This window comes from Bacillus sp. FSL M8-0077 (genome assembly GCF_038050255.1).
Taxonomy (GTDB): Bacteria; Bacillota; Bacilli; order Bacillales; family Bacillaceae; genus Bacillus; species Bacillus altitudinis.
Genome location: NZ_JBBPAF010000001.1, coordinates 1198629 through 1221483, shown reverse-complemented (window position 1 = coordinate 1221483; position 22855 = coordinate 1198629). Strand labels below are relative to the sequence as shown.

Genomic DNA, 22855 nt, shown 5'->3' with positions numbered 1-22855 from the left:
TGATTAGATGTGTTTCTTTTTAAGATTGATTGACTATTGGAGGACTAGCTTTGAAATGCGCACGACGACATGATCGAACGATCTCATTACATACATATTCGAGAGAACACTATCAATTCCTCCATGATGAGGGCAAAAAAGGGCATTTATCTTGCCCATATTGCGGACAACCCGTCTTTTTTAGATTAAATATACATGAAGAACCTGCCTTTATCCATAAGCAAATATCTCAGCAAGAGATTTGCGAAAAAAGAGAACAACAAGAGGAAAAGAAACCGGCTGAACGAGAGGAACATGCATCCTACAAAGAACTTGGCGGCTTTCGCTTTCCAACCGGCAAACAGATCATCTCACAAACAGAAGAATCGTATGACTGGCAGGAACCAAGGGCCATTCAATTTGGCGAAACCTTTCATTTAGAAAAGAATGAAGAAGTGCATACCATTGACCTCTTTCCCCACATCACCTTTAGCGCACCGCAGCTTCAAGCTGTCACACACAAAGACGGCCCTATGCTTGTGCTGGCTGGCGCCGGCAGCGGGAAAACAAGGGTACTGACGGCTAGAGCAGCTTATCTGATGTCATACCATCAAATCCCTGCTCACCATATCCTGCTCGTGACCTTCACCACAAAAGCAAGCAGTGAAATGAAAGAAAGATTGCGTATGCAGTATCAGCTTCATCCATCACAGGCGAGCCAAGTTGTGACAGGCACATTCCACAGTCTATTTTATAAAATGCTGCTTCACGATGATCGGGGCAAATGGAACGGACAGCATTTGATTAAATTCGACTGGCAAAAAGAGCAGTATATTCGCAAAGCGATCATGCATGAAGGACTTGATGAAAAAGACTATCCAACCGATCAAGTGCTGCAATCAATCGGCTATTGGAAAAATGCTTTTTTACCAGACGAACTTCCTGAGCTGAAAGATGAAAAGGAAAAGCAAATGTGGACAATCTATCAGTCATACGAACAGCAAAAGCGTGAAAATCAACAATTTGACTTTGATGACATGGCGATTGCCTGCTTACACATGCTGACTAAGCAGCCTGAATTGCTCAAACAATATCAAGAACGATTCAAGTATATTTTAGTAGATGAATTTCAAGATATTAATCCCGTACAATATCAATTAATCCAGCTTTTAGCTGGAGAATCCGAGCAGCTATTTTGTGTAGGCGATGATGATCAAGCCATCTATGCATTTAGAGGAAGCAATCCTGCTTTTATTCTTGACTTCAAACAGGACTATCCTTCGGCCGAGATCGTCCATTTACATGCAAATTACCGCTCTCATCATACGATTGTCGCAAGTGCAGACGCCATTATTAAGAAGAACCAGCATCGTTACGAGAAAACGTTAAAAGCCGTTCGCGTGGAGAAAATTCCGCCGACTCTTTTTTATCCATATGACGAGGAAGAGGAAGCGACCATGATCATAGCAGATATTCAGGAGAAAATTAAAAACGGTGCAAAACCGAATGACTTTTGCGTGCTGTTTAGAACGAATACAGGAGGCCGTGCGATTTATGAACGTCTTCATCAATCGGCGATTCCGTATCAAACCGATGCTGGCGTAAAAGCCTTTTATAGCAGAAGAATTGTTCGGGTGCTGCTCGCTTTTCTTTCGCTAAGTCAGGATGCAGATGATGTCGCCGCAATGAAGCTGCTGCTGCCCGTTTTCTTTTTAAAGCAGCAAACACTGAATACCATGAAGGCACTGACCATTACGGAAGATTGTTCTATGGTAGAGGCACTTGGAAAGCTAACAGACATTCAGCCGTTTCAGCGCAAAAAACTGCAATCGATCGTTCCTCTGTTTCAAACGTTAAAATCGTTAAAGCCATCTGAAGCTGTAGCGTTTATTGAACAAAGGATGGGACTTGGTGATTATTTAAAAAAACGTGTGAATGATACGAATGTGCTTGAAAAAGGAACAGATGATGTACGAGATGTGAAAACAGCGGCGAAACGATTTGAAACAATTGAAGCCTTCCTCGCTCATGCCGAACATATGAAATCTGCTGAAAAGGAAAAATCAGATGAACTAGGCGTTCAGCTCATGACGATCCACCGTGCGAAGGGACTAGAATTCCAAACAGTGTACATCACGAGCGTGGTTGATGGGGCGCTCCCTCATGACTTTGCACTTGATGAGCTGAGAAACGGTGATGAAGAAGCCATTGAAGAGGAGCGGCGCTTATTATACGTTGCCATGACGAGAGCAGAACTATCCCTTTATCTATCCGTTCCATCATATAGAAGAGGAAAAACTACTCACCGCTCCCGCTTTTTGTACCCTCTTTTAAAGAAAAATCGTGAATTATTCACACAAAAACAACAGGCCCCCCTTTAAATGGAGAGCCTGTTGTTTATTTTTTGTTATTCATCATTTTAGCGATTGTATTAAAATCAAGTTTTTCTTTTCCACTTGTAATCGATTGAACGATTTTGTCTTCCATTTCTTTAGGTACACGTTTGTTTGCAAGCTGCGCCACTTTTTTAATGACACCTCGAACGGTATTCTCATCTTTAAAGTTCGCGTTTTGCAAAGAACCTGCAAGCTTAAAGACATCATTCATATTTACACCTGTTTTATTTTCCACGCTTTTAAAGAACTTATTATCCATTCCTTTGCCTCCTCTTTGTGGAGTAATCACCTTACTATATGAAAATAGGCGAGATATGTGCCTATCCTGCTGCCTTGTTAGCAAAGAGAAAGGAAAGCAAAAGGCTTCCCTATTGCTTCCCTCACCTTCTTACTGTTTAGTTAAAGAAAGAAGCACCAACGATGATTAGAAGGATGAAAAGCACGACGACAAGAACAAAAGTTGAACCATAACCGCCGCCGTAGCCGCCACCATAACCTCCGCAATAACCGCCACCGTAACCGTAACAACTCATATTTAAGCACCTCCTCTTCTCCCTTACAAAATATGAAAAATACATGAAATGGTTTGGACGATCACATAAAAAAGTGCGGAATTTTTATTTCTGCTGTTTAAAGACGTAATCTGCCTCTCCATGACGGATCATGAATGCTTCTGTTTCTTTCGCAAAAGTATCCATTTTCTCGCCAAATGCTTTTAAGTGCTCTTCAAGATCCTTCGCTTTATTCGCTAGATCCATTTCAGCTTTTTCGTGCGCTTGCTCTTTCCCATCATGGGGTTTAGTGAACAAGGAACCGATTAATTGTTCGAATGCATCCATTCTGGTCACCCCTTCTCTCTTACATATGCATCACCCAAAAAAAGGGCAACAAAAAAACCGGATAAATCCGGCTTTTGTTTTTCCCTATTGAGGTTTCTTTTTCTTCCCGCAGCCGCAGCCAGTCTTCTTGATTTTCTTCGTATATACAGATTGTTGATTTGACTGCGCTGGATACCCTTGAAGCATATGTGACGGTGTTTCAGTTGGTTTCATCGCAACCCTTCCTTTCCTATTCCATGTTAGTATATGCATTTTCTTTAAGCGTGTCTGATCAGAATGCCTGTTTATTTCACAAGCTTCGACACGACTGCTTCAATCAAGCCTGCTGCGGCGGCAATCGCTAATAGTAAATTAAGCCACATGCTGATGACAGGAAAAAATATGTATATCGCAAGTAAAGCAGCAGTGCACCATATACCCGTACACCAATAACAGCTTAACAGCTCTCCTATCCAAGATCGCAGTCCCTTCCCCTTAATGACGATATAGGTCTCGACTTCGCCTTGTTCGTTCACCTCTTCTTGCTCTTCATGAAATAGACGGCGAAAGGGGGCTGTAATCGTATCAAACACGATCAATCTCGTCAGCCTAAAGGATGCGAGGGCAAATATAGCAAATGACAAAGCGCCGCTCATGGAACCTCCACCTCCTTCATTCTTCTTTTTCCGTCCTTTCTTTATATATGCAAAAAGAAAGACCACCATGATGAATCGAGTGCAAATAAAATTGGGTTGTACTTTTTCATGCTTTCCGATTCCACCTTGAGCCTCTGCTGCATTAAATAATGTATAGATAAGAAAGGAGTGAAAGTATTGTCTATTGAAGAAAGTGCTGATTTATTATACACACAACTGTTAAACGAATTAATCAGCAATTATGATGATTTCATCGAGATCAAGGATTCCGAAAATGTCACGATTCATAAAACAGATGTAACAGCCGCACTCTCCCTTCAAGCGACCGTAACGACAATCATTACTCTTTTAATTCAAATTCTTGTACCAGATGATGAATTGGCTGCAGACATCACAGATCAGCTCTTAGCCTCACAACAAGTGACAGTCCAAAAGAAGACTGTGATCCAAATCATCAATTGCTATAACGTCACGATTACATTATCAGATGCATCTATTATGAACTCCGTCCAAATTCTCACCCAAACATTGAATGTACTTTTAGTTGAAGCCGGCATTCTTTGACCCTTTCTTTTTCTAACATCACGTATGAAAGAGGTGAAATAATCGTGGCTGAAGAGAACGAAAAAAAGGAGTTTCAAATCAACACTGATGTTGATCCACTAACAAGCCTTCTTGTGAGTGATATTTTAAACAAAAATAATGTCACAGATGATCAAAAAGCAAACCTTTCAGAAGATCAAAGAAAGATGATTTTGAAGCTGGTTCAGGATTTACAAAAGAAAGCAGATGATTTCGTACAGCAGCAGCAAGAGAAAAAGCGTCAGGCAGAGGCAGCAAAACATGCAGAAGAGGTTGAGCCTGAACCACAAGTGCGCCCTAAACGAAATTCACTTCGAGATCGTATCCAGCAGCGCCGTCAAGCGCAGCAAAATAACGATTAAATAAAAATGGGTTGCCTGCTAGGATAAATGCCCGAGACAAAACCAATCATTCCAGCATTTAATAAAGTAAACGGAAGGAGGAAAAGAAATGGATTCTAAACCATACTCTTGGGTCGCTCTAGATCGTAACTGTTCACACCACGGCGATTACCACCATAACTACGAAAGAAAAGCAGTTTGTGACGGCCACTATTATGATGATGAAGACGTCTTGCAAGACTTTGATCAAGTGAGTGTCACAAAGCAGACATCTGAGGAAGTCATTATCGTTAGAGACTCTTGTGACATTAACGTCTCTTCTGTTGATGCTCAGGTTGCAGCATCTATCCAAGCAGCTGTTCAAACAGCGATCATTACCATTACAAACATCTCAATCGCAGACGGTGATCTAGCTGACCGCGTTACACAAGATCTCTTGCAAGCAGCTAGCCATAAACAAACAAACCGCCAAAAACTTGTTATCGAAAACTCTAGAAACGTTACAGTCTCAACAATCGATGCGGACATCTCTATCGCCATCCAAACGCTTACTCAAACACTTGTTGCGACAATTGTTGCAATCGGTATCCTCTAATGTCCAAAAGCAGAGCGAAAAGCTCTGCTTTTCCTTTTTCTAAAAATACAACAAAGATAAATAGTCATTTACCCACACCAACTAGAGGGCGCATACATATGTTGTTAAGGACTAAAGTCAAATACCTTGTTAAAGGAGCTGAAATCCATGAGCTGCGGAAAACACCATGGCCGACATGATGAAAACTGTGTATGCGATGCGGTTGATAAGATTTTAGCAGAGCAGGAAGCTGTAGAAGATAAATGTCCTACGAGCTGCTACAGTAATTTATTAAGCCCGACAGTTTCTGGAAAAGATACGATTCCGTTTTTACTTTTTGATAAAAAGGGCGGATTGTTCTCTACTTTCGGAAACATTGGAGGATTTGTTGACGATTGCCAATGCTTCGAATCCATTTTCTTCCGGGTTGAAAAATTGCATGACTGCTGTGCCACATTATCTGTGTTAAGACCTGTTGATGTACACGGACATACGCTAAGCGTTTGTCACCCTTGCGATCCTGACTTCTTTGGTTTAGAAAAAGCGGACTTTTGTATCGAAGTTGATTTGAACTGTTTCTGCGCGATCCAATGTTTAAATCCAGAACTTGTCGACAGAGTCATGCCAACAAAAGATAAAAAGCATCATCACCACGGCTAAACCAATCGGCCGCTCATCTAACTTGTCATGAGTCAAAGCATCCCCTTCCTCACGAATGACAACCAATCATGCGGAGCAGTCAGCAAATGGCGACCGCTTCCGCATTGATTGACATTAGATGCATCAACCGGCGAGACACATCATAAAGCTTGTAGATGATGATGACAGTGCTCAAACACTCAAACAAATTTCCTTGTATAGGAGGGTTGAATATGAGCCGCAAACATTCATGGAACTGTGTAGCAGAGGCTGTTGAAAACATAAACGACTTACAAAATGCCGTCGAAGAGGATTGCCCGACTAGCTGTTACAGCAATCTCCTTTCTCCATCACATTCATTAGGTGACACTGTCCCATTTGTTCTATTTACCTCAAAATCAAAGCCATTCGTCGCATTCGGAAACGTCGGAGAAGTAGATGCTGGCCCTTGCTTCAGCACTGCATTTTTCAGAGTCGAACACATCTCTGATCACTGCGCAACACTCAGCTTGCTTATTGCATTTGACAAAGATCGTCATATTTTAGATTTTACAGATAAAGATTCCGTATGTGATGTGTTCCGTTTAGAAAAATCAAAGTATTGCATTGAAGTAGACCTTGACTGCTTCTGCGCAATCGAGTGCTTAAATCCAAGACTCATCAACCGTAGCTGCTAACAAAAAAAGTCCCGTTATGGGACTTTCAGGCTGTCGAGAAAATCTCGACAGTTTTTTTGTAGTTTTAAATACACCGTATATTGAATAAATCCCAAATGAAAAACACCATATATCGTTTCTCGGACAGTTCAAAAGACAAAAATGAGGGTTTTGTGGACATCTTGTCTTAAAAACCCTCACTTTCTCTTCACGCTGAAAGTCCCGTTATGGGACTTTTTTTATGTTCATTAAAAACCAAGTGGATGAATAGAAGAAATATCACCAATCGCTAATTCCACTGGATTACCGCCGCCTGCTGTGCGGATGACGACCAAATTGTCTTTTCTCTCCATGATGATCCCTCTATATGTTTTCCCATCGGCTTCAATCAGGCAAAGCGCTCTCGGCATATTATGCGGCAGACTTGTAAGAAAATCGACTTTCTCCTCAATATTCATTTGGCTTAACGGCTTTTTCACTCGTTTTCTTCTTGGTTCTTCTTTTGTTTCATGTAATACGCCTTCTGGCTGTTTTTCTTGTTCTTGTACTGGCTCTCGATTTTGTAAATTCTCTTTTTCTTGATTGATCTCCTGCTCTTGCTGTAGCGCTGGCGGCTCTTCTTTTTTCTGCTTTACTTCCTGTGATACAGGTTCCTGCACGCTCTCTTCAATTGCATCCTCTTTGGCGCTTTTTTTGGTTTCTGAAGGTTTTTCAGACTTCTTTCGCTTTCTCACAATATTTTGCATGGCCGGCGCTGATTCATCATAGCTCGGCTGAACAATATACATAAGCGGCTTTTGATTCTCATCACCTTTATTTGACATACTGATCCCTCCCGAATGATTCATTCCTTATATATATGAGAGGACACCCCAAATCAGAAGAAAAATAAAAAACAGCATACCAATCACCGGTATGCTGCAAGTCATTCATTTATTTAGCGGGCAATGATATGGAAGCCAGAATCAACATGAAGATTCTCACCTGTCATGCCGCGGGATAAATCACTGAATAAGAATAGTGCTGTATCGCCAACTTCTTCAGGAGTCGTTGTACGGCGAAGCGGTGCACGCTCTTCAATATCCTTTAGGATGGTATTAAAGCCGCTGATTCCTTTTGCAGATAACGTACGAATTGGACCAGCAGAAATGCTGTTCACACGGATACCTTCCGCTCCAAGATCAGCAGCTAAGTATTTCACACTTGCTTCAAGGGATGCTTTTGCTACACCCATGACATTGTAGTTAGATACAACGCGCTCTCCGCCTAGGTAAGTAAGTGTGACAATGCTTCCACCTTCTGTCATGAGCGGACGTGCTGCTTTTGCTACAGCTGTTAGTGAATAGGCACTAATGTTGTGCGCTAAAAGGAAACCTTCACGGTTCGTGTTCAAATATTCACCGACAAGCTCTTCCTTGTTCGCAAATGCAATCGCATGTGCAACACCATGGATGACTTGTACTTTTTCTTTAATCGTTGCAAAACACTTTTCGATTTCTTCATCACTTGTCACATCACAAGGAAGAATAATGGAATCATCACGCTCTAGCGTGCTTGCTAGCTCTTTCACTGATTCTGCCAGACGATCTCCAACATAAGTAAAAATCAAACGAGCTCCTGCTTCGTGAAGTGAACGAGCAATTCCCCAAGCGATGCTTCGTTTATTGGCAACACCCATCACCACAATATTACGGCCTTCTAAAGAAAAGTTCATATGTATTAAAGCCTCCTATTTTTTCAAGACATAGTATTAGTACCTGATCATAATCTTATCACATATCATGAGATATTGACAATTTCCGTTGAAAGAAAGTTTTTATTTCAGAAAAAAGACCGTCCTCACAAGTGAAGACAGTCTTCTTTTTATGCTTTGACTCTGTTTTGCTGATAAGCAAAGTGGTTAGTCGGTCCGTGCCCAGCGCCAATATTCAGAGGAAATTTGATCGCCTCATGGACAAAGGTTTCTGCCGTTTCAAAGGCTTCTTTCATGGAACGACCTTTTGCTATTTCTGCCGTTAATGCCGCTGCAAATGTACAGCCTGTTCCGTGTGTATGTGGTGTATCAATATGTTCATTCGTGAGTTCAAAAAAGCTTTTTCCATCGTACAAAAGGTCTGTAATGAGGCCGCCTGAAGGACTATGACCTCCTTTAATCACAACATAGGACGTGCCAAGCTCATAAAGTCGTTCTGCTGCTCTATGGCGATCTTCTTTTGTCTGAATGCGCATGCCTGTCAGCACTTCTGCCTCAGGAAGATTCGGTGTGACTGCATAACTGACAGGCAGTAACTGTGTTTTCATAGCAGAGACCGCATCTTCATTTAATAAAGAGGCGCCCCCTTTGGCAATCATGACTGGATCGACAATTAGTTTTAAGTCATATTGCTTCGTTTTTTCAGCAACGACACTGATCATTTCAGCACTCCACAGCATCCCTGTTTTAGCGGCATCTGGCAACAAGTCTTCTGCTACTGCATCAATTTGACTTTCGAGCGCCTCGATAGACAGTGGATAAATACCGTGAACACCAAGTGTGTTTTGAGCTGTAATGGCCGTAATGGCGGACATTCCGTACACACCAAGCTCCTGAAAGGTTTTCAAGTCTGCTTGAATACCTGCTCCACCACCAGAATCAGTACCTGCGATGGTTAATGCTTTTTTAATCGTCATGTCATCTCACCCTCTCATTAGCCAATCCATTGATGATAAATCGTTCTCGCTTTCGCAATATCATTTGTCCCATGGACAAGCGCTCTGCCATCTTTGAATAAAACAAGCTTGTACTCATCCTTCTGACACGAAAGCAAATAAGGATTTTCCAGCACATCCATTCCTGCTTTCTTTAGCTGACGGGCTACTTCATGCAGCGCTGGGGGTGCCCCTAGTGCACTGCGAATTTGTACAGTATTTCGTCCACATAATACATCTGCTTTTGCTCTTTGATCATATGAGAGAAATGGATATGTCTTAAGACCGCAGCTTGGACATTGTTTCTTTTTTAAAGATGTAACGGATCGAATATCAGATCGCTCGTTTGTCCATAAATCAAACGATCTTAATACCGGCGTGATTTGGTGTCCTGTTAAAAGCTTCAGTGCATCCGCCACTTGATAGGCCGCAACCTGCTGCACAACTGGACTAATAATTCCTGCTGTATCACATGTCATGCCTTGTGCAGGTAAATGCTCAAGCAGGCAGTGTAAACATGGTGTTTCACCAGGAATCACTGTGAATTGAATACCGTAGCTTGCTACACAGGCTCCGTAAAGGAACGGAATTTGATGTTTGACGGCTGCATCGTTCGCAATCATTCTCACCTCAAAATTATCCGCTGCATCCACGATGATGGATGCCCCGCTGACGTACTCATCAATATTTTGAGCGGTCACGTCAATGACGATTCCTCTCACATGAACGTCACTGTTCACCTGCTTGAGTCTTTTCTCAGCAGCCACAGCCTTTGGCAGCCGATCAAGAACATCTTGTTCTGTGTATAGCTGCTGACGCTGCAGGTTGCTCCATTCAATATAATCTCTATCCAAAATGGTGACAGATCCTACGCCGGCACGGACAAGCATTTCAGCACTCGCTGTTCCAAGTGCCCCAGCCCCAATAATGACGGCCTTTGAGGCATGTAGCCGTTTTTGTCCTTCTGTTCCAATCGGCCTAAAAAGCTCTTGGCGTGAATAACGTGTGCTCAAAATGCTGGCATTCCTTCCTGCGGACTGCTGGCTGTTCCATAGTTTTTGAGTGGAATACGGCCTGCCTCGAAACCGAGTCTTCCGGATTCAATCGCCAGCTTCATTGCTTTAGCCATTTTCACAGGGTCCTTTGCGCCAGACACGGCTGTATTCAGTAATACAGCATCAGCGCCCAATTCCATCGCATAAGCAGCATCCTTCGGAGAACCTACACCCGCATCAATAATAACTGGCACCTTTGCCTGTTCGATAATAAACGATAGATTCAGAGGGTTTAAAAGCCCTTGACCTGAACCGATTGGAGAAGCACCTGGCATAATGGCATGGACACCAAGTTCTTCTAATTTCCTTGCCAGCACCACATCATCTGACGTATAGGGCAGCACGATAAAACCTTCTTCTAATAACATTTCAGATGCTTTTAACGTTTCGACTGGATCTGGCAGAAGAGACCTTGAACAGCCAATGACTTCTACTTTGATCATGTCACACAGTCCAGAAGCTTTCGCTAAACGGGCAATCCGCACCGCTTCTTCCGCTGTACTTGCCCCGGCAGTATTTGGCAGCAATGTATAGGCTGATAAATCGAGCTGCTCTAAAAAATTGGGCTGTGATGGTTCAAATATGTTCATTCTTCGCACAGCAAAGGTCAAAATTTCAGCTTCTGATACGTTGACCGCCTCTTTTTGAACTTCAAATGATGGATACTTTCCTGTCCCTAGTAATAGTCTTGATGTAAATGTTTTTCCGCCAATGCGCAGCATGGTGTCATCCTCCTCCTACAAAGTGAACGATTTCAATCGTGTCATTTGGTTGAATTTTTACCTGTTGAAAGGCTTCTTTATCTATAATTTCTTGGTTCTTTTCAACGATCACCACTCGGTTTTCAAGTTGATAGGCTGATAGCAGATCAAAAATCGTTCCATTTTCTTTATTGAAATCAACCATTCTTCCATTCAATTGAATTTTCATACGACCAATGCCTCCTTTCGCCCAATCCGAAACGCATGAAGCCATTCCTTGTGAACAGACCCGCCCGCTATTAAGCCGCGAATGATTTCCCCCGTAATTGGCGCAAGTAAAATGCCATTTCGGTAATGTCCCGTTGCAAAAAGAATACGCTCGTCTTCTGGATGTTTTCCGATATAGGGGTGCCGGTCGCTTGTCGCTGGCCGAAGACCTGCCCAGCATTGATCAATCGGCATCTCTCGAATAGAAGGCATGAGCTGAGATGCTTTATGAATAACTTCTTCAATACCGCCAAGTGTCGGAACGGCCTGCCAGTCATTCGGTTTCATCGTTGCACCAATCACTAGCTTACCGCTATCCCTTTGAACGATATAACAATGATCATGATAGATGGTGTGTGCAAGCGCTGGACCGTTATTCCAAACAGACACGCATTCTCCTTTTACTGGATAGAGAGAATGTGATAACCCCAGTTCTTCTAAAAAACGGCCTGACCATACACCACTTGCTACAGTCAGATGATCACATGTGAAGATGCCTTTAGCTGTACTGACTGTCAATGTTTCTTTTCCCCTCTTCACATCGATAACGGGGGTAAACTCCTTCACATCCGCTCCGTGCCGAACAGCCGCCTGCCAAAAAGCCCTGCATACCGCATATGGCTCGACATGTACATCATCTGCTATCAAGCCTGCTCCTACGATGTCATCTGCAATTTGAGGCATACGTTCTTTTACGCTGCTTGCTTCAAGCCATTCAAATGTGGGCAAATGCTGCATTCGGCAAAGAGCTCGCTTTTCTTGTTCTGTAAAAGCCACCTTCATAATCCCGCCCACTGATGTCCGAATATCAATGCCCGATTCATGCTGAAGGTCGACCGTTAATTTTTCATATAAAGCCTGACTTTGTCTGCCTACTTGAAAGAAAATATCTTCATCACCTTCTCCTTCAGCATGTGCACCCAGCATGCCAGCAGCCGCACTCGTCGTTTGCTTCCCGATCTCATTTGCCTCAAATAAGACAATCTGCTTTCCTGCTTTTGCAAGGTGATAAGCGATCGACATCCCTATGATTCCACCACCAATGATTGCAACATCATAATGCTTGTTCATAAGGATTCTCCTTTCGCTTTTCAGAAAATGTTTGCGCCATTTTGCGCGGCTGAGGATGAGCAAAAATCCCCGACATGACGGCTATTCCCTTTAAATCAACATGCATCAATTCTGGCAGTCGTTCTGGTGTGATTCCACCAATGACAACAACTGGAATGGACAGCGTAGAAGTCATGTCTTCCACAATCTTTATGCCTCTCGCCTGAAGTCCGGGTTTGCATGCGGTATTATACACGTGCCCAAACATGACATACTCTGCCCCATTCTTCTCTGCTGCTTTGGCTTCTTCTATCGAATGAACCGATACTCCCGCATGGAGGTGAGGAAATTTTTGTCTTAGTTCCTTTGGCGAAAAGCTGTGTCCTGGAAGATGAACCCGGTGAATATTGGTCAGCAGCGCGACGTCAACTCGGTCATTTATAATCAGCTTTTCTTTTGGAACACCTTCTGCTAGAAGTCGTTTCACGAGGTGAACCAGCTCACCTGCTGCCTTCGATCGTTCACGAATATGAATAAAGTCTACTTCAGACGCAATGTCTTTTATTTGCTTGATGAGCTCCCTGATAGAAAGCGTATCATTTGTCACTGCGTGGAGTTCCATTTGCACCAACCCCATCTAAGCATGCTGTCTGCCACATTTCTTTTTCATACGCCATCTCCCAGAAATGGTATTCGTAATAGCTCGAAATCACGAAATTTTCTTTCATATTAGACCGCACATGTTCTGGCGCTTTTTCTGCAAGTTCATCAAAACGGTTCACCTGTTCAAAAACAAGCTCTTTAAACCAATCCCCGCCATATGTCAAAATCCATTCTTGATAGATCGGATGGTCAGGCGTTGTTTGTTTCAGTTTTTCTCCTACCTCATAATAAAGCCAGTAGCACGGCAATAATGCGGCTAAAATTTCTTCAAAACGACCGCTTTTCACAGATCGGTACATATGCGAGGTATATGCATAAGCAGTTGGAGAAGGTTTAAAGTTTGCCAGCGCTTCATCAGAGATCTGGAGCAGTTCTGTGAACTTTCTATGCAGTGACAGCTCTGCTTCATACGTACCCTGCGCATGATATGCCATTCTGCCTGTCGTATGTAAGTCCTCACTAATGGCGGCTCCATACGACTGTACTTTTGCAAAATGAGTTAAATAGTACGAATCCTGCATCACATAATAAGTGAAACGATCGAGTGAAAGTGTGCCATCACCAATCCCTTTCACAAAAGGGTGTGTAAAGCTCCCATTCCACCATCTAGCTGCTGCTTCTTTACATTCGTTCGAAAATGTCATGTTCCTCTCCTCCTGTTTTTCCATATAAAAAAACCACTTTCCGCGTGGAAAGTGGTTTGGAATTTGTAAAAAGCATAGTCAAACACCGCACCACTTCCCTACGCAGGTATGAACCTGTTCAGGTAATGAGGGTCTAAAAGTCTACACTTTTATCTCAGCCCTTTTAAAGGACTCCCCTAGTGGATCAAACATATATTGTTGTACCTCTATCTTAATCAGGATTTGTTCATCGGTCAAGGGTTCATTGCAACTCTAATTGGGCTCTAAGTCCTGCCACATACTCCCGGGAGCCAGACACAAGCACGCGGTCACCGCTTCTAAGCGTCGTATCCCCATGCGGTACTAAGCTGTCAATTCCTCTAAAAATACGGACAAACACCAAATCGCCGGTAAAAGGAAATTCCCGCAGCATGACATTATGATACCGATGATTGTTCATTTGAATTTGATACAAAGAAGAATCCTCATTTGTTAACAAGCGAATCGCATCAGGTGCTTCAATCAATGCCCTCAGCACCGTTTTAGATGATAGGAAGTTAGAAAAGGTATCGATCCCTGCTTCCTTTAAAGTCAGCTCGGCTTCCGCTTTGTTAACACTTGCAATGACTTGTTTAGACCCTTCTTCTTTTGCAAATAAAGCAATTTCCTTATTTTTCGTTTCACTGCCTGTAGCCACAACGAGCACATCCTCTTGCCCGATGCCAGCCTGCCTGAGCGTATCATCGTCATATTGTTCAATCGCTTCAACTTCAAAGATGGAGTCAGCAAGCAAGGCTTCTTTATTTTCCTGAAAGACGTGTAAAATACGGATGTCATATTCATCCTGATGCAAATCAAGCGTCACAGGTAACGTCAGCTGATTCGCGCCAATAAACGTCACACGCTTTTTATAATTGGTTTCACGTTCTTGTTTAAATAACGCCTTAAACCAAACAGGCGTTAAAACACTCGTGAGCACAGCGACTAAAATAAGGGCTCCTGACATTTTATGATCAATGACACCAAGCCGCTCACCAATTGTCGCAGCAGCAATGACAAGGGATAACGTCGAGGTTAATAAAAAACCAGAACCAATGACTTTTTTCATGTCATACCATTTTTTTAAATAAAGAATCGGAACGAGTTTACTAAGCAATAATGCGATAAACAGTAGCGGAATCATGATCATGATGGTTGGATCTTTAAAGAGTGACCATATATTCAGGTCCACACCGACCATCACAAAAAAGATCGGAATTAAAAATCCATAGCCAAACGAGTCCAGCTGCTGTACGAGCTCTTTATTAGGCGAAAGAAGAGACACAAGCACACCTGCTAAAAAAGCCCCAAGAATATTTTCAGCACCGAGTGATTCAGATAAGGCAACTAAGACTATAATGAGAGTAAAGATGGCTCTTGTCCCAATTTGCACCGTTCCTTTTGACATGGACTGAAAAATGGACTTTGTCTTAAATACCCGGCCAAATAAATAAAGAAGAATACCTGCCGCAAATAATAATAAGAGCAACCACATGTTCCCTGTTCCATCGCCATAAATGGAGGAAAACACAGCAAGTAAAATCATTGTCACCAAATCAGCAATGACGGCTACAAGCAAAATGATTTGACCAATATTCGTCTGCATCAACTTTTCCTCTTTTAAGGTAGGGACCACCACACCCAATGAGATGGTGGAAATAATAAGCGTCATTAAAAAGGCATTTTGAATAAATCCTGCAAGGACAAACGCATAAGACAGGATAAAGGACATACAAAATACGCCAACAAAAATAATGGTCGCTGTTTTAAATGTATTTGGTTCTTTTAGACCATTTGGCAGTTCTCGCGCTTTCTTCTTTGATTCAAAAGAAGAAAAATCTATTTCAAGTCCACTTAAAAACATAAGAAAAATAAAACCTAGCATGGATAACGTATCTAGCCATGCGTCGTGTTCAACAACTAGTTGAAGACCGCTTTTTCCAATGATGAGCCCCATGATGATTTCAGCGACAACGACCGGGATGGTCAGCTTAAATCGGTGCAATAAAATGGGGGTGAAAAAGGCTACAATAATAACGACAACGAGTGATGAAACAGATGTATGCTCCATTGGCTAAAGCCTCCTAACATTCATGTTTAATTTTTAAGTTTTACGTTAAAGCATTGATTCTAACAATTGCCCAAATGAAATGAAAGCCATTCGTTATATTTTCTAAAATTCAAACTTCTTTATATCCGATAAATGGATGAAAAAATCAGGAGGAACCTTTATGAAATTCGATATCATCGGCGATATCCACGGCTGCTACGAAGAGCTGCTTACCCTCATACACAAACTAGGATACGAACTCAAACATGGACTACCTGTCCACCCTGATAAGAGAACACTGGCCCTTGTTGGTGATTTAACTGACCGCGGCCCTCAATCAGTTGCCGTCATGCAATTTGTCATACACGCCTACTCTAAGGGCGCAATCCGCTATGTGCCTGGCAACCATTGTTTTAAGCTGTATCGCTATTTGAAAGGGAATCCCGTAAAATTACTGCATGGCATTGAAACAACGGTGAACGAAATCAAAAACCTGCCCCATGATGAACAAACCATTTTATCACGTGAATTTAAACATTTATTTGAAAAGGCGCCGCTTTATGATGTACTGATTCCGAATGAACTGATCATTGCACACGCAGCGATGAAGGAAAAGGATATTGGCAAAAAACCGAACAAACAGATGAGGTCTTATCTATTATTTGGAGCAGTCACCGGAGAAACATGGCCAGACGGTCGACCGGTCAGGAAGGACTGGGCAAAGGAATATCACGGAAAACCATGGATTGTGTACGGGCATACACCCGTAAAAGAACCAAGATTTATCGGTAGAACGGTTAATATTGATACAGGCTGCGTCTTTGGCCACCAGCTCTCTGCTCTTAAATACCCAGAACTTGATACAGTATCTGTTCCTTCATCTATGCCATATGATGATTCAAGGTTTCAGCATTTCACGCAATAAAAAACCCGGTCCACCATGACAGGTGACCGGGTTTACTTGTTTACTGAAGCAATAATCTCATATCATCCGGCAAAGGAGCCGAAAATGTCATGGACTCCCCTGTTATCGGATGCGGAAAAACAAGGGTTTCACTATGAAGTGCCTGCCTGTCTATTCTCTCGCTTGTTCCACCATATAGCGTATCTCCAACAAGCGGATGACCAAGGAATTGCATGTGAACACGAATTTGATGAGTTCTTCCCGTTTCAAGGGTGAGGGACACATCAGACATGTCTAAATGAGTATGTACCGCCCGCACTGTATAATGTGTTACGGCTTCCTGACCAGACTCATCTACCATTCGTTCAATAATGCTGTCCCCTTTTCGAGCAATTTTTGCTCTAATCGTTCCTTCCTTTTGCGTGATCATGCCATGTGTAATGGCTCTATACGTTCGCTTGACTTCCCCTTTTTTCTGCGCCTTTGATAAAAGGCTGTGTGCAAAGCGATGTTTAGCGACTAACATGACACCAGAAGTATCACGATCAAGACGGTTCACCAAATGGACAGTCAGCCGAACGGACTGCTCAGCATAATGGTGAAGCAACCCATTTGCAATACTATGCTCAGGGTGCTCTCGAGAAGGAATCGATGGGATATATGGCTTTTTATTCAGCACAAGCACGTGCTTGTCCTCAAATAAAATATCAAGCGGAATGGCCGCAGGTTTTAGCCCTTCACTCACTTTTTCCTCGGGAAATAAAATGGTGAGCCTGTCTCCCTCGCGCAGCTCATATCTCACGGTCACATGCTCTCCATTAATCAGAAGGTCACCGCCATCAAATTTAATATCTGTCAGCATTCTTTTTGAAATGCCAAGATCGATTAAGTAGTCCTTCAGCAGCCTGCCTTCTTCTTTGGCTGATATGGTTTTGTTTATCTTAAAGTATTCCAGCGAGAACAACCTCTTTCTTATTCTCCTTTGCCGATAAAGGAATCTTGCACCCTTTTCCAAAACGGAAATGGTCTAAATCGGGCAAACCGGACATTCTCGTCTGCCACTCGGCATTGAATGGATTTCACATCTTTATGCAGCAGCGACAAATGATCTATCGTCACCTGAAAATCCACATCATTAATCGGTTTGATCACACACGTATGGTGGTCCGGCAAAATGAGCGGCGAACCGACCGTTCTAAACACTCTGTTGTTGATTGAAGCCATTTCTGCCAGCTGGATCGCCCTAATGGATGGGTGAATAATAGCCCCGCCAAGTGCCTTATTATAGGCTGTACTGCCAGATGGTGTAGACAAACAAAGACCATCTCCTCTGAATGTTTCAAAAAGCTGACCCCTAATCTCAACATCTGCCACAAGTGTACCTTCCATACTTTTAATCGTACATTCATTCATTGCTAAATATTTTTCTTCCCGGCCCCCATCGTTGTACCTGACGATGACTTCAAGAATCGGATATTCCACAATATGATAAGGCGTTTTGGCAATGGCTAACACAAGCTTTTCAATTTCACTCGGTACCCAGTCCGCATAAAAACCAAGATGGCCTGTATGTACGCCGACAAAAGCTGTTTCATTTAGGCGGTTGCTATAGCGGTGAAAGGCATATAAAAGGGTTCCGTCTCCTCCAACAGTAATGACAAGATCCGGTTCCTCTTCATTTAATTCCATTCCAAAATCCAATAAGTAGGTCTGAATTTTATTTTTGAGTGTGTCAGATACAGAATTCCCTTTCGAAGAAACTGCAAATTTCATGAATTCTTCTCCTTTTTCACCTTGCTGCTATGAGAGGGCAGCATCATATTTGATCAAGCTTAGGCTCAGCTATCGTTTTTCTTTTTCCGGGAAAATGCCACTTGCGCTTCTTGAATTTCCCCTCTGATTTCAGACATCTCATCATCAAGAAGAGATGCTGCCTCAGAAGCTCTTTGAAGGCGCTGCTTGACCTTCTCCGGGATATTCCCGCTATATTTATAATTCAGAGAATGCTCGATGGTCGCCCAAAAATTCATGGCTAATGTACGGATTTGGATTTCGACGAGGAGCTGCTTCTCTCCATTGATCGTTTGCAGCGGATATAACACAACAAGGTGGTACGAGCGGTATCCGCTTTCTTTATGTTCTGCAATATAGTCGCGTTTATCTACAACCACGAAATCTTTTCGTGACTGAAGCATTTTCTTGACGACTTGTATATCTTCTACAAATTGGCACATAATGCGAAGCCCTGCAATATCCTGCATCGTTTCAATCTCATGCATCGGGATGTTTTTACGCTTTGCCTTTTCCAATATGCTGGCAACGGGTTTCACTCGGCCAGTGACAAATTCTACTGGTGAATGGTCATCCTCAAATTCATACAGTTTTCGGATGCCTTTTAGTTTCACTTTTAATTCTTCGACTGCTTGCTTATATGGTGCGAGGAATTGATCCCATTGTTTTTTGTCCATGAAACTTCCCCCAATTCCAAATACCTAATTATTTCAGAGGAATGTGCTCTTCACTTTCTCTTCCATATCTCCGTAATTGGCATTGTCTTTAATATTGTCGATTAAATAGTTTAATTCCTGATGAAGTTGAATGAGTTCTAGCGTTTGCTCTTCCACCGCCAAATAGACAGGGATTTCACGATTCATTGCTTCTTTTAATGGAGCCCATGTATGTTCTCCTAAAATAAGATACGTAAAAGACTCCTCAGTCTCAAGTATGTAAACGAACGCAAAGTGATCAGAATCAACAAGCATTTGTCCTGATGCTTTTGCTTTTTGAATTTGCTCATCTGACTGGACCGTCAAGATCAGCCTGTCTTCTTTTAAAGTTGCTTCTGTGATTTCAATTCTGTTTTGCATCATGATCTCCTTTACAACAAAGTACAGCTTTATTTTATCATATCAAGTTCAATATTGATAAACCGAACTTTTTGAGAAAATTTGATTTCTCCATTTCGTTGTTCATTTTGCCTCATTTAGCATCTATATACGTCTCTTTTTAAGGAATAAATAAGAAAAAAAGAAGCTTTTCATGTACAATAATCATATTTCCTCTAAATGAAAGGTTGATGTCAAAATGGCACAGGAAATTGAGATAGAACTAAAACAATTATTAATGAAAGAAGAATTTGAACAGCTAAAAGAATATTTTCAATTAAAGGACGAGGACTTCCTCACTCAAACCAACTATTATTTTGATACACCTCAATTTGATATAAAATCCAAATTCGCTGCATTACGAATGAGAGAAAAAGGTGGGCAGTGGGTCCTCACATTAAAGGAACCGCATGAGATCGGTCTTTTGGAAACCCACCAAACGATCGATCCTCCCGCTAGTCTTGAACATTTCCAACTGCCAGAAGGTGAAGTGGCAGACAGGTTAGTACACCTTCACATTCAAAAGGATCAAATCGTGTATTTTGGTTCACTGGAAACGTCAAGAGCAGAAAAAATGATCAAAGAAGGCTTAATTGTTTTGGATCACAGCCGATATTTAACAGTAGAGGACTATGAACTTGAATTTGAAGTGAATGATTTAGACATTGGACAAGCTGCTTTCACAGCATTGCTTCAGCAATTTCAGATCCCACCAAGACACACGAAAAACAAAGTCGTTCGTTTTTATGAAGAAAAAATGAAAATAAAAGAATAGATAAATTCCTTGAAGGAGGAACATGATGAACGTCAATCAACTTCAATCCTTTATGCAGCTGCAAGCACTCAAAACGTTACAATCGGATAGTGGACAAACACAACTCACAGCTGGACAAGAATCAAGCGCTGAGGCTTCATTCCAGTCGCTGCTGCAAGATTTTTTAGGCGGATCAGAATTATCTCGTCTCCCGCTTTCCATTTCTGCTTTCATGGGGTCGGACCCATCAACGTCTCCGAACACGCAATATGCACGCACGAATCCATATCTATCTGCGATAGCAGGCAGTGAACAGCTTCAATCTCAGTCTCTTTATGCAAATGACGATCAATTGAATACGGCAAATGGCATTGGAAACGTCTTAAACAATAGCTATACACCGCCGCTTCAAAAAGCTGTTTCAGGCTCTTCATCAAAAGAGATTAATCAGATCGTGTCACAAATGGCTCAAAAGCACGGAGTTCCAGAAAAGCTGATCCACGCAGTGATCAAGCAAGAATCCGGCTATCGCACGAATGCTGTCAGCCATGCAGGTGCACTTGGACTGATGCAGCTTATGCCATCTACTGCTAAATCTCTTGGCGTGAACAATGCCTTTGATGCAGCCCAAAACATTGAAGGCGGAACGAAGTATTTAAAACAAATGCTGCAAAAATATAATGGAAATGTCTCACTCGCCTTAGCCGCTTATAACGCAGGCTCAGGGAATGTAGATAAGTACGGAGGCATTCCTCCATTTAAAGAAACACAAAATTATGTAAAGAAAATCACAGCTCAATATTTCGCCTAAACCGAAGAGAATAACCTCTTCGGTTTTTTGTATGTCGCTTTTCACCCTTTTTTGACTGAATGTGTTATGATATGGTCAATTGAACACGGAACCTGTCTCCCTCACTATTCCCAAAGGACCAAAGCGGTTTGTTTGTGGAATTGAGTAGAGGTTGTTAAAATAAGTATACAAGAATAGAAACAACAAAATAGAACAAACTGAATATCACTTTTGAAATACATGAAATTCGCAATAGGGTGAGCCATCCTATTAGCTACGAGTTAAAGGAGTAGTCAACATGGTACAATCGTTTAACGCACCTTACGAAGCGGTTGGAGAGGAACTTCTATCGCAACTTGTTGATACTTTTTATGAAAATGTAAAGTGTCATCCTTTGCTTCATCCTATTTTCCCGGATGACTTAAAAGAAACAGCAAGAAAACAAAAACAGTTCTTAACTCAATATTTAGGCGGACCGCCGCTTTATACTGAGGAGCATGGTCACCCAATGCTACGGGCGAGACATCTCCCTTTTCCGATTACTGAGGAGCGAGCGGACGCATGGCTTGAATGCATGGAGGATGCAATGGATCAAGTAGGACTAACCGGCGATATTCGTGACTTTTTATTTGAGCGACTGTCTTTGACGGCTCGTCACATGGTCAACCAAATACCTGAAAAGGACGGACGATCTTGAGCTGCAATCCGCATGAGCAATATTTCTCACATTGTCACGGACATCCTCAAAAGCCGATTGAAATCTATGTATTCATTGATCCTCTCAGCCCGGACTGCTGGTTATTAGAGCCATCAATTAAAAAGTTGAAAATGAAATATGGCCGTTTCTTCACTTTACGAACGGTCACAAGTTCTAGTATTAATGCTTTGAACCGGAAACGAAAAAAACATTTACTGACCGAAGCGTGGGGAAAATTTGCCACGAAAACTCAGACCAAAAAAGAACAAATGTTGTCTGAACAAATTGTGACATCACCATATCTCGCCTCTCTTGCATTAAAAGCAGCTGAACTTCAGGGCAGAAAATGCGGAATGAAATTTTTACGACTCATTCAAGAATCCCTTTTTTGCCATCAGCAGGACGTCACCAGTGAACAAGTCTTGCTAGAAAATGCAAAAACGGCTGGACTGGACATTGAAGAGTTCCAGCGAGATATCCATTCTCAAAGTGCTGTCAAAGCGCTCCAATGTGATATGAAAATCGCAGCTGAAATGGATGTGTCTGAGCTTCCCACTTTCGCCTTTTTTAATACGATAAATGGTGAAGAAGGATTAAAGATTTCAGGTGCATATTCTTATGATATTTACGAGGAAATTCTCTTTGAAATGATTGGCGAAAAACCAACACCTTCAGAACGACCGCCAATTGAATGGTTTATCGCTTACTTTCAATTTGCATCAGCAAAAGAAATTGCCGTTGTATATGACCTGACCCTTGAAGAAGTTGAACGCGAGATGAAAAAGCTCGCATTCGCTAAAAAGGTAGAACGTGTACAAGTACATCAGGAAATGTTTTGGCGTTATACAGAAGGAGACAATCATTCAGATCTTGATGTCTACCGCTGTGAGAATGAACATGGGTGCTGACCCATGTTTTTTCTTCACCCTCAAAAGAACACTTGTTCTATTTATAAGTACGAAGAAACCGCGCCGGGATAAGCGCGGTTTCACTATGTCTTAACGACAACAAAGGGGATGGGAGAAATTTTTCACGGTCAAACAAAGGG

At 42.1% G+C, this 22855-nt stretch carries 30 protein-coding genes and 1 riboswitch; of the genes, 11 read left to right on the top strand and 19 right to left on the bottom strand.

Annotated features, from left to right (window positions below; all coding sequences use genetic code 11):
- Positions 1-50: 50 nt before the first annotated feature.
- The gene (locus NST57_RS06130) at positions 51-2360 is read left to right on the top strand and encodes an ATP-dependent helicase (RefSeq protein WP_341298247.1); all 2310 of its coding nucleotides are present in this window, start codon (positions 51-53) and stop codon (positions 2358-2360) included.
- Positions 2361-2376: 16 nt separating this feature from the next.
- Here the strand turns inward: NST57_RS06130 and NST57_RS06125 are convergent, their stop codons facing one another.
- The 5 genes from NST57_RS06125 to NST57_RS06105 form a co-directional block, all read right to left on the bottom strand.
- Positions 2377-2634, bottom strand: a complete 258-nt coding sequence (locus tag NST57_RS06125; RefSeq protein ID WP_008348417.1) for a stage VI sporulation protein F — start codon at positions 2632-2634, stop codon at positions 2377-2379.
- 136 nt (positions 2635-2770) lie between these two features.
- A complete protein-coding gene (locus NST57_RS06120) occupies positions 2771-2908 on the bottom strand; it encodes a YjcZ family sporulation protein (protein ID WP_008348419.1) in 138 nt (45 codons plus the stop codon).
- Positions 2909-2992: 84 nt separating this feature from the next.
- Positions 2993-3214 carry a hypothetical protein gene (locus tag NST57_RS06115; protein WP_008348420.1) on the bottom strand — a complete coding sequence of 74 codons (222 nt, stop codon included), beginning with the start codon at positions 3212-3214 and terminating at the stop codon, positions 2993-2995.
- A gap of 84 nt (positions 3215-3298) precedes the next feature.
- Positions 3299-3427: a hypothetical protein gene (locus NST57_RS06110; RefSeq protein ID WP_008348422.1), complete on the bottom strand. Its 129-nt coding sequence runs from the start codon at positions 3425-3427 to the stop codon at positions 3299-3301.
- 71 nt (positions 3428-3498) lie between these two features.
- A complete protein-coding gene (locus NST57_RS06105) occupies positions 3499-3849 on the bottom strand; it encodes a DUF1360 domain-containing protein (protein ID WP_008348424.1) in 351 nt (116 codons plus the stop codon).
- 177 nt (positions 3850-4026) lie between these two features.
- On the opposite strand from NST57_RS06105, the gene NST57_RS06100 reads away from it, so the two are divergent.
- From NST57_RS06100 to NST57_RS06080, 5 genes are all read left to right on the top strand, one after another.
- On the top strand, positions 4027-4413 hold the full coding sequence (locus NST57_RS06100) for a spore coat protein (protein ID WP_341298246.1): 387 nt from the start codon (positions 4027-4029) through the stop codon (positions 4411-4413).
- A 44-nt stretch (positions 4414-4457) separates the two neighbouring features.
- On the top strand, positions 4458-4793 hold the full coding sequence (locus NST57_RS06095; protein ID WP_008348429.1) for a hypothetical protein: 336 nt from the start codon (positions 4458-4460) through the stop codon (positions 4791-4793).
- A gap of 88 nt (positions 4794-4881) precedes the next feature.
- Positions 4882-5367, top strand: coding sequence for a spore coat protein (locus tag NST57_RS06090; RefSeq protein ID WP_142154791.1), 486 nt, complete (start codon positions 4882-4884; stop codon positions 5365-5367).
- A 147-nt stretch (positions 5368-5514) separates the two neighbouring features.
- Positions 5515-6006, top strand: a complete 492-nt coding sequence (locus tag NST57_RS06085) for a CotY/CotZ family spore coat protein (RefSeq protein ID WP_008348432.1) — start codon at positions 5515-5517, stop codon at positions 6004-6006.
- A gap of 212 nt (positions 6007-6218) precedes the next feature.
- Positions 6219-6662, top strand: a complete 444-nt coding sequence (locus tag NST57_RS06080) for a CotY/CotZ family spore coat protein (protein ID WP_008348434.1) — start codon at positions 6219-6221, stop codon at positions 6660-6662.
- 227 nt (positions 6663-6889) lie between these two features.
- Here the strand turns inward: NST57_RS06080 and NST57_RS06075 are convergent, their stop codons facing one another.
- The 10 genes from NST57_RS06075 to NST57_RS06030 form a co-directional block, all read right to left on the bottom strand.
- Positions 6890-7465 carry a CotO family spore coat protein gene (locus NST57_RS06075; RefSeq protein WP_249855761.1) on the bottom strand — a complete coding sequence of 192 codons (576 nt, stop codon included), beginning with the start codon at positions 7463-7465 and terminating at the stop codon, positions 6890-6892.
- A gap of 113 nt (positions 7466-7578) precedes the next feature.
- Positions 7579-8355 carry an enoyl-ACP reductase FabI gene (gene fabI / locus NST57_RS06070; RefSeq protein ID WP_142154789.1) on the bottom strand — a complete coding sequence of 259 codons (777 nt, stop codon included), beginning with the start codon at positions 8353-8355 and terminating at the stop codon, positions 7579-7581.
- Positions 8356-8504: 149 nt separating this feature from the next.
- Complete coding sequence (thiD, locus tag NST57_RS06065; protein WP_142154788.1) at positions 8505-9311, bottom strand: bifunctional hydroxymethylpyrimidine kinase/phosphomethylpyrimidine kinase; 807 nt, start codon at positions 9309-9311, stop codon at positions 8505-8507.
- A 17-nt stretch (positions 9312-9328) separates the two neighbouring features.
- A complete protein-coding gene (locus NST57_RS06060) occupies positions 9329-10342 on the bottom strand; it encodes a thiazole biosynthesis adenylyltransferase ThiF (protein ID WP_341298245.1) in 1014 nt (337 codons plus the stop codon).
- Entirely contained in the window at positions 10339-11106 is a 768-nt protein-coding gene (locus NST57_RS06055) for a thiazole synthase (protein ID WP_007498979.1), read from the bottom strand. Before NST57_RS06055 ends, NST57_RS06060 begins: the two co-directional genes overlap by 4 nt.
- Before the next feature lie 4 nt (positions 11107-11110).
- On the bottom strand, positions 11111-11314 hold the full coding sequence (gene thiS / locus NST57_RS06050; protein ID WP_341298244.1) for a sulfur carrier protein ThiS: 204 nt from the start codon (positions 11312-11314) through the stop codon (positions 11111-11113).
- The gene (thiO, locus tag NST57_RS06045) at positions 11311-12423 is read right to left on the bottom strand and encodes a glycine oxidase ThiO (protein ID WP_341298243.1); all 1113 of its coding nucleotides are present in this window, start codon (positions 12421-12423) and stop codon (positions 11311-11313) included. The genes thiS and thiO overlap by 4 nt, the downstream gene beginning before the upstream one ends.
- Positions 12407-13024 (bottom strand): thiazole tautomerase TenI, encoded by a 618-nt coding sequence (gene tenI / locus NST57_RS06040; RefSeq protein WP_341298242.1) that lies wholly within the window; start codon positions 13022-13024, stop codon positions 12407-12409. The genes thiO and tenI overlap by 17 nt, the downstream gene beginning before the upstream one ends.
- On the bottom strand, positions 12999-13709 hold the full coding sequence (gene tenA / locus NST57_RS06035; protein ID WP_341298241.1) for a thiaminase II: 711 nt from the start codon (positions 13707-13709) through the stop codon (positions 12999-13001). The genes tenI and tenA overlap by 26 nt, the downstream gene beginning before the upstream one ends.
- Before the next feature lie 78 nt (positions 13710-13787).
- Positions 13788-13897: riboswitch (TPP riboswitch) on the bottom strand.
- 53 nt (positions 13898-13950) lie between these two features.
- Positions 13951-15798, bottom strand: coding sequence for a cation:proton antiporter domain-containing protein (locus tag NST57_RS06030; protein ID WP_142154784.1), 1848 nt, complete (start codon positions 15796-15798; stop codon positions 13951-13953).
- A 160-nt stretch (positions 15799-15958) separates the two neighbouring features.
- Here NST57_RS06030 and prpE point away from each other — a divergent pair, with 160 nt between their 5' ends.
- Positions 15959-16702, top strand: a complete 744-nt coding sequence (gene prpE, locus NST57_RS06025) for a bis(5'-nucleosyl)-tetraphosphatase PrpE (protein WP_341298240.1) — start codon at positions 15959-15961, stop codon at positions 16700-16702.
- Between the two features lie 40 nt (positions 16703-16742).
- On the opposite strand, the gene NST57_RS06020 is transcribed toward prpE, so the two are convergent.
- The 4 genes from NST57_RS06020 to NST57_RS06005 form a co-directional block, all read right to left on the bottom strand.
- Positions 16743-17636 (bottom strand): RluA family pseudouridine synthase, encoded by an 894-nt coding sequence (locus NST57_RS06020; protein WP_341299189.1) that lies wholly within the window; start codon positions 17634-17636, stop codon positions 16743-16745.
- 17 nt (positions 17637-17653) lie between these two features.
- Entirely contained in the window at positions 17654-18454 is an 801-nt protein-coding gene (locus NST57_RS06015) for an NAD kinase (RefSeq protein WP_008355343.1), read from the bottom strand.
- 65 nt (positions 18455-18519) lie between these two features.
- The gene (locus NST57_RS06010) at positions 18520-19149 is read right to left on the bottom strand and encodes a GTP pyrophosphokinase (RefSeq protein ID WP_008348457.1); all 630 of its coding nucleotides are present in this window, start codon (positions 19147-19149) and stop codon (positions 18520-18522) included.
- A gap of 33 nt (positions 19150-19182) precedes the next feature.
- Positions 19183-19548: a UPF0738 family protein gene (locus NST57_RS06005; protein ID WP_163116651.1), complete on the bottom strand. Its 366-nt coding sequence runs from the start codon at positions 19546-19548 to the stop codon at positions 19183-19185.
- Positions 19549-19765: 217 nt separating this feature from the next.
- On the opposite strand from NST57_RS06005, the gene NST57_RS06000 reads away from it, so the two are divergent.
- The 4 genes from NST57_RS06000 to NST57_RS05985 all read left to right on the top strand — a co-directional run bounded on the left by NST57_RS06000 (position 19766) and on the right by NST57_RS05985 (position 22715).
- Positions 19766-20341, top strand: a complete 576-nt coding sequence (locus NST57_RS06000; protein ID WP_142154780.1) for a CYTH domain-containing protein — start codon at positions 19766-19768, stop codon at positions 20339-20341.
- Positions 20342-20366: 25 nt separating this feature from the next.
- Positions 20367-21131 carry a transglycosylase SLT domain-containing protein gene (locus NST57_RS05995; RefSeq protein WP_142154779.1) on the top strand — a complete coding sequence of 255 codons (765 nt, stop codon included), beginning with the start codon at positions 20367-20369 and terminating at the stop codon, positions 21129-21131.
- A gap of 277 nt (positions 21132-21408) precedes the next feature.
- The gene (locus tag NST57_RS05990; protein WP_007499001.1) at positions 21409-21807 is read left to right on the top strand and encodes a globin domain-containing protein; all 399 of its coding nucleotides are present in this window, start codon (positions 21409-21411) and stop codon (positions 21805-21807) included.
- The gene (locus NST57_RS05985; RefSeq protein WP_007499002.1) at positions 21804-22715 is read left to right on the top strand and encodes a ClpXP adapter SpxH family protein; all 912 of its coding nucleotides are present in this window, start codon (positions 21804-21806) and stop codon (positions 22713-22715) included. Before NST57_RS05990 ends, NST57_RS05985 begins: the two co-directional genes overlap by 4 nt.
- Positions 22716-22855: the final 140 nt, after the last annotated feature.

Coding starts and splice junctions, on each gene's coding strand:
- thiO (WP_341298243.1), bottom strand. CDS start 12,423: ATGAACAAGCATTATGATGTTGCAATCATTGGTGGTGGAATCATAGGG.
- NST57_RS06125 (WP_008348417.1), bottom strand. CDS start 2,634: ATGGATAATAAGTTCTTTAAAAGCGTGGAAAATAAAACAGGTGTAAAT.
- NST57_RS06055 (WP_007498979.1), bottom strand. CDS start 11,106: ATGCTGCGCATTGGCGGAAAAACATTTACATCAAGACTATTACTAGGG.
- NST57_RS06010 (WP_008348457.1), bottom strand. CDS start 19,149: ATGGACAAAAAACAATGGGATCAATTCCTCGCACCATATAAGCAAGCA.
- NST57_RS06085 (WP_008348432.1), top strand. CDS start 5,515: ATGAGCTGCGGAAAACACCATGGCCGACATGATGAAAACTGTGTATGC.
- tenI (WP_341298242.1), bottom strand. CDS start 13,024: ATGGAACTCCACGCAGTGACAAATGATACGCTTTCTATCAGGGAGCTC.
- NST57_RS06120 (WP_008348419.1), bottom strand. CDS start 2,908: ATGAGTTGTTACGGTTACGGTGGCGGTTATTGCGGAGGTTATGGTGGC.
- thiD (WP_142154788.1), bottom strand. CDS start 9,311: ATGACGATTAAAAAAGCATTAACCATCGCAGGTACTGATTCTGGTGGT.
- NST57_RS06030 (WP_142154784.1), bottom strand. CDS start 15,798: ATGGAGCATACATCTGTTTCATCACTCGTTGTCGTTATTATTGTAGCC.
- prpE (WP_341298240.1), top strand. CDS start 15,959: ATGAAATTCGATATCATCGGCGATATCCACGGCTGCTACGAAGAGCTG.
- tenA (WP_341298241.1), bottom strand. CDS start 13,709: ATGACATTTTCGAACGAATGTAAAGAAGCAGCAGCTAGATGGTGGAAT.
- thiS (WP_341298244.1), bottom strand. CDS start 11,314: ATGAAAATTCAATTGAATGGAAGAATGGTTGATTTCAATAAAGAAAAT.
- NST57_RS06015 (WP_008355343.1), bottom strand. CDS start 18,454: ATGAAATTTGCAGTTTCTTCGAAAGGGAATTCTGTATCTGACACACTC.
- NST57_RS06110 (WP_008348422.1), bottom strand. CDS start 3,427: ATGAAACCAACTGAAACACCGTCACATATGCTTCAAGGGTATCCAGCG.
- fabI (WP_142154789.1), bottom strand. CDS start 8,355: ATGAACTTTTCTTTAGAAGGCCGTAATATTGTGGTGATGGGTGTTGCC.
- NST57_RS05995 (WP_142154779.1), top strand. CDS start 20,367: ATGAACGTCAATCAACTTCAATCCTTTATGCAGCTGCAAGCACTCAAA.
- NST57_RS06075 (WP_249855761.1), bottom strand. CDS start 7,465: ATGTCAAATAAAGGTGATGAGAATCAAAAGCCGCTTATGTATATTGTT.
- NST57_RS06000 (WP_142154780.1), top strand. CDS start 19,766: ATGGCACAGGAAATTGAGATAGAACTAAAACAATTATTAATGAAAGAA.
- NST57_RS06090 (WP_142154791.1), top strand. CDS start 4,882: ATGGATTCTAAACCATACTCTTGGGTCGCTCTAGATCGTAACTGTTCA.
- NST57_RS06105 (WP_008348424.1), bottom strand. CDS start 3,849: ATGAGCGGCGCTTTGTCATTTGCTATATTTGCCCTCGCATCCTTTAGG.
- NST57_RS06080 (WP_008348434.1), top strand. CDS start 6,219: ATGAGCCGCAAACATTCATGGAACTGTGTAGCAGAGGCTGTTGAAAAC.
- NST57_RS06115 (WP_008348420.1), bottom strand. CDS start 3,214: ATGGATGCATTCGAACAATTAATCGGTTCCTTGTTCACTAAACCCCAT.
- NST57_RS05990 (WP_007499001.1), top strand. CDS start 21,409: ATGGTACAATCGTTTAACGCACCTTACGAAGCGGTTGGAGAGGAACTT.
- NST57_RS06005 (WP_163116651.1), bottom strand. CDS start 19,548: ATGCAAAACAGAATTGAAATCACAGAAGCAACTTTAAAAGAAGACAGG.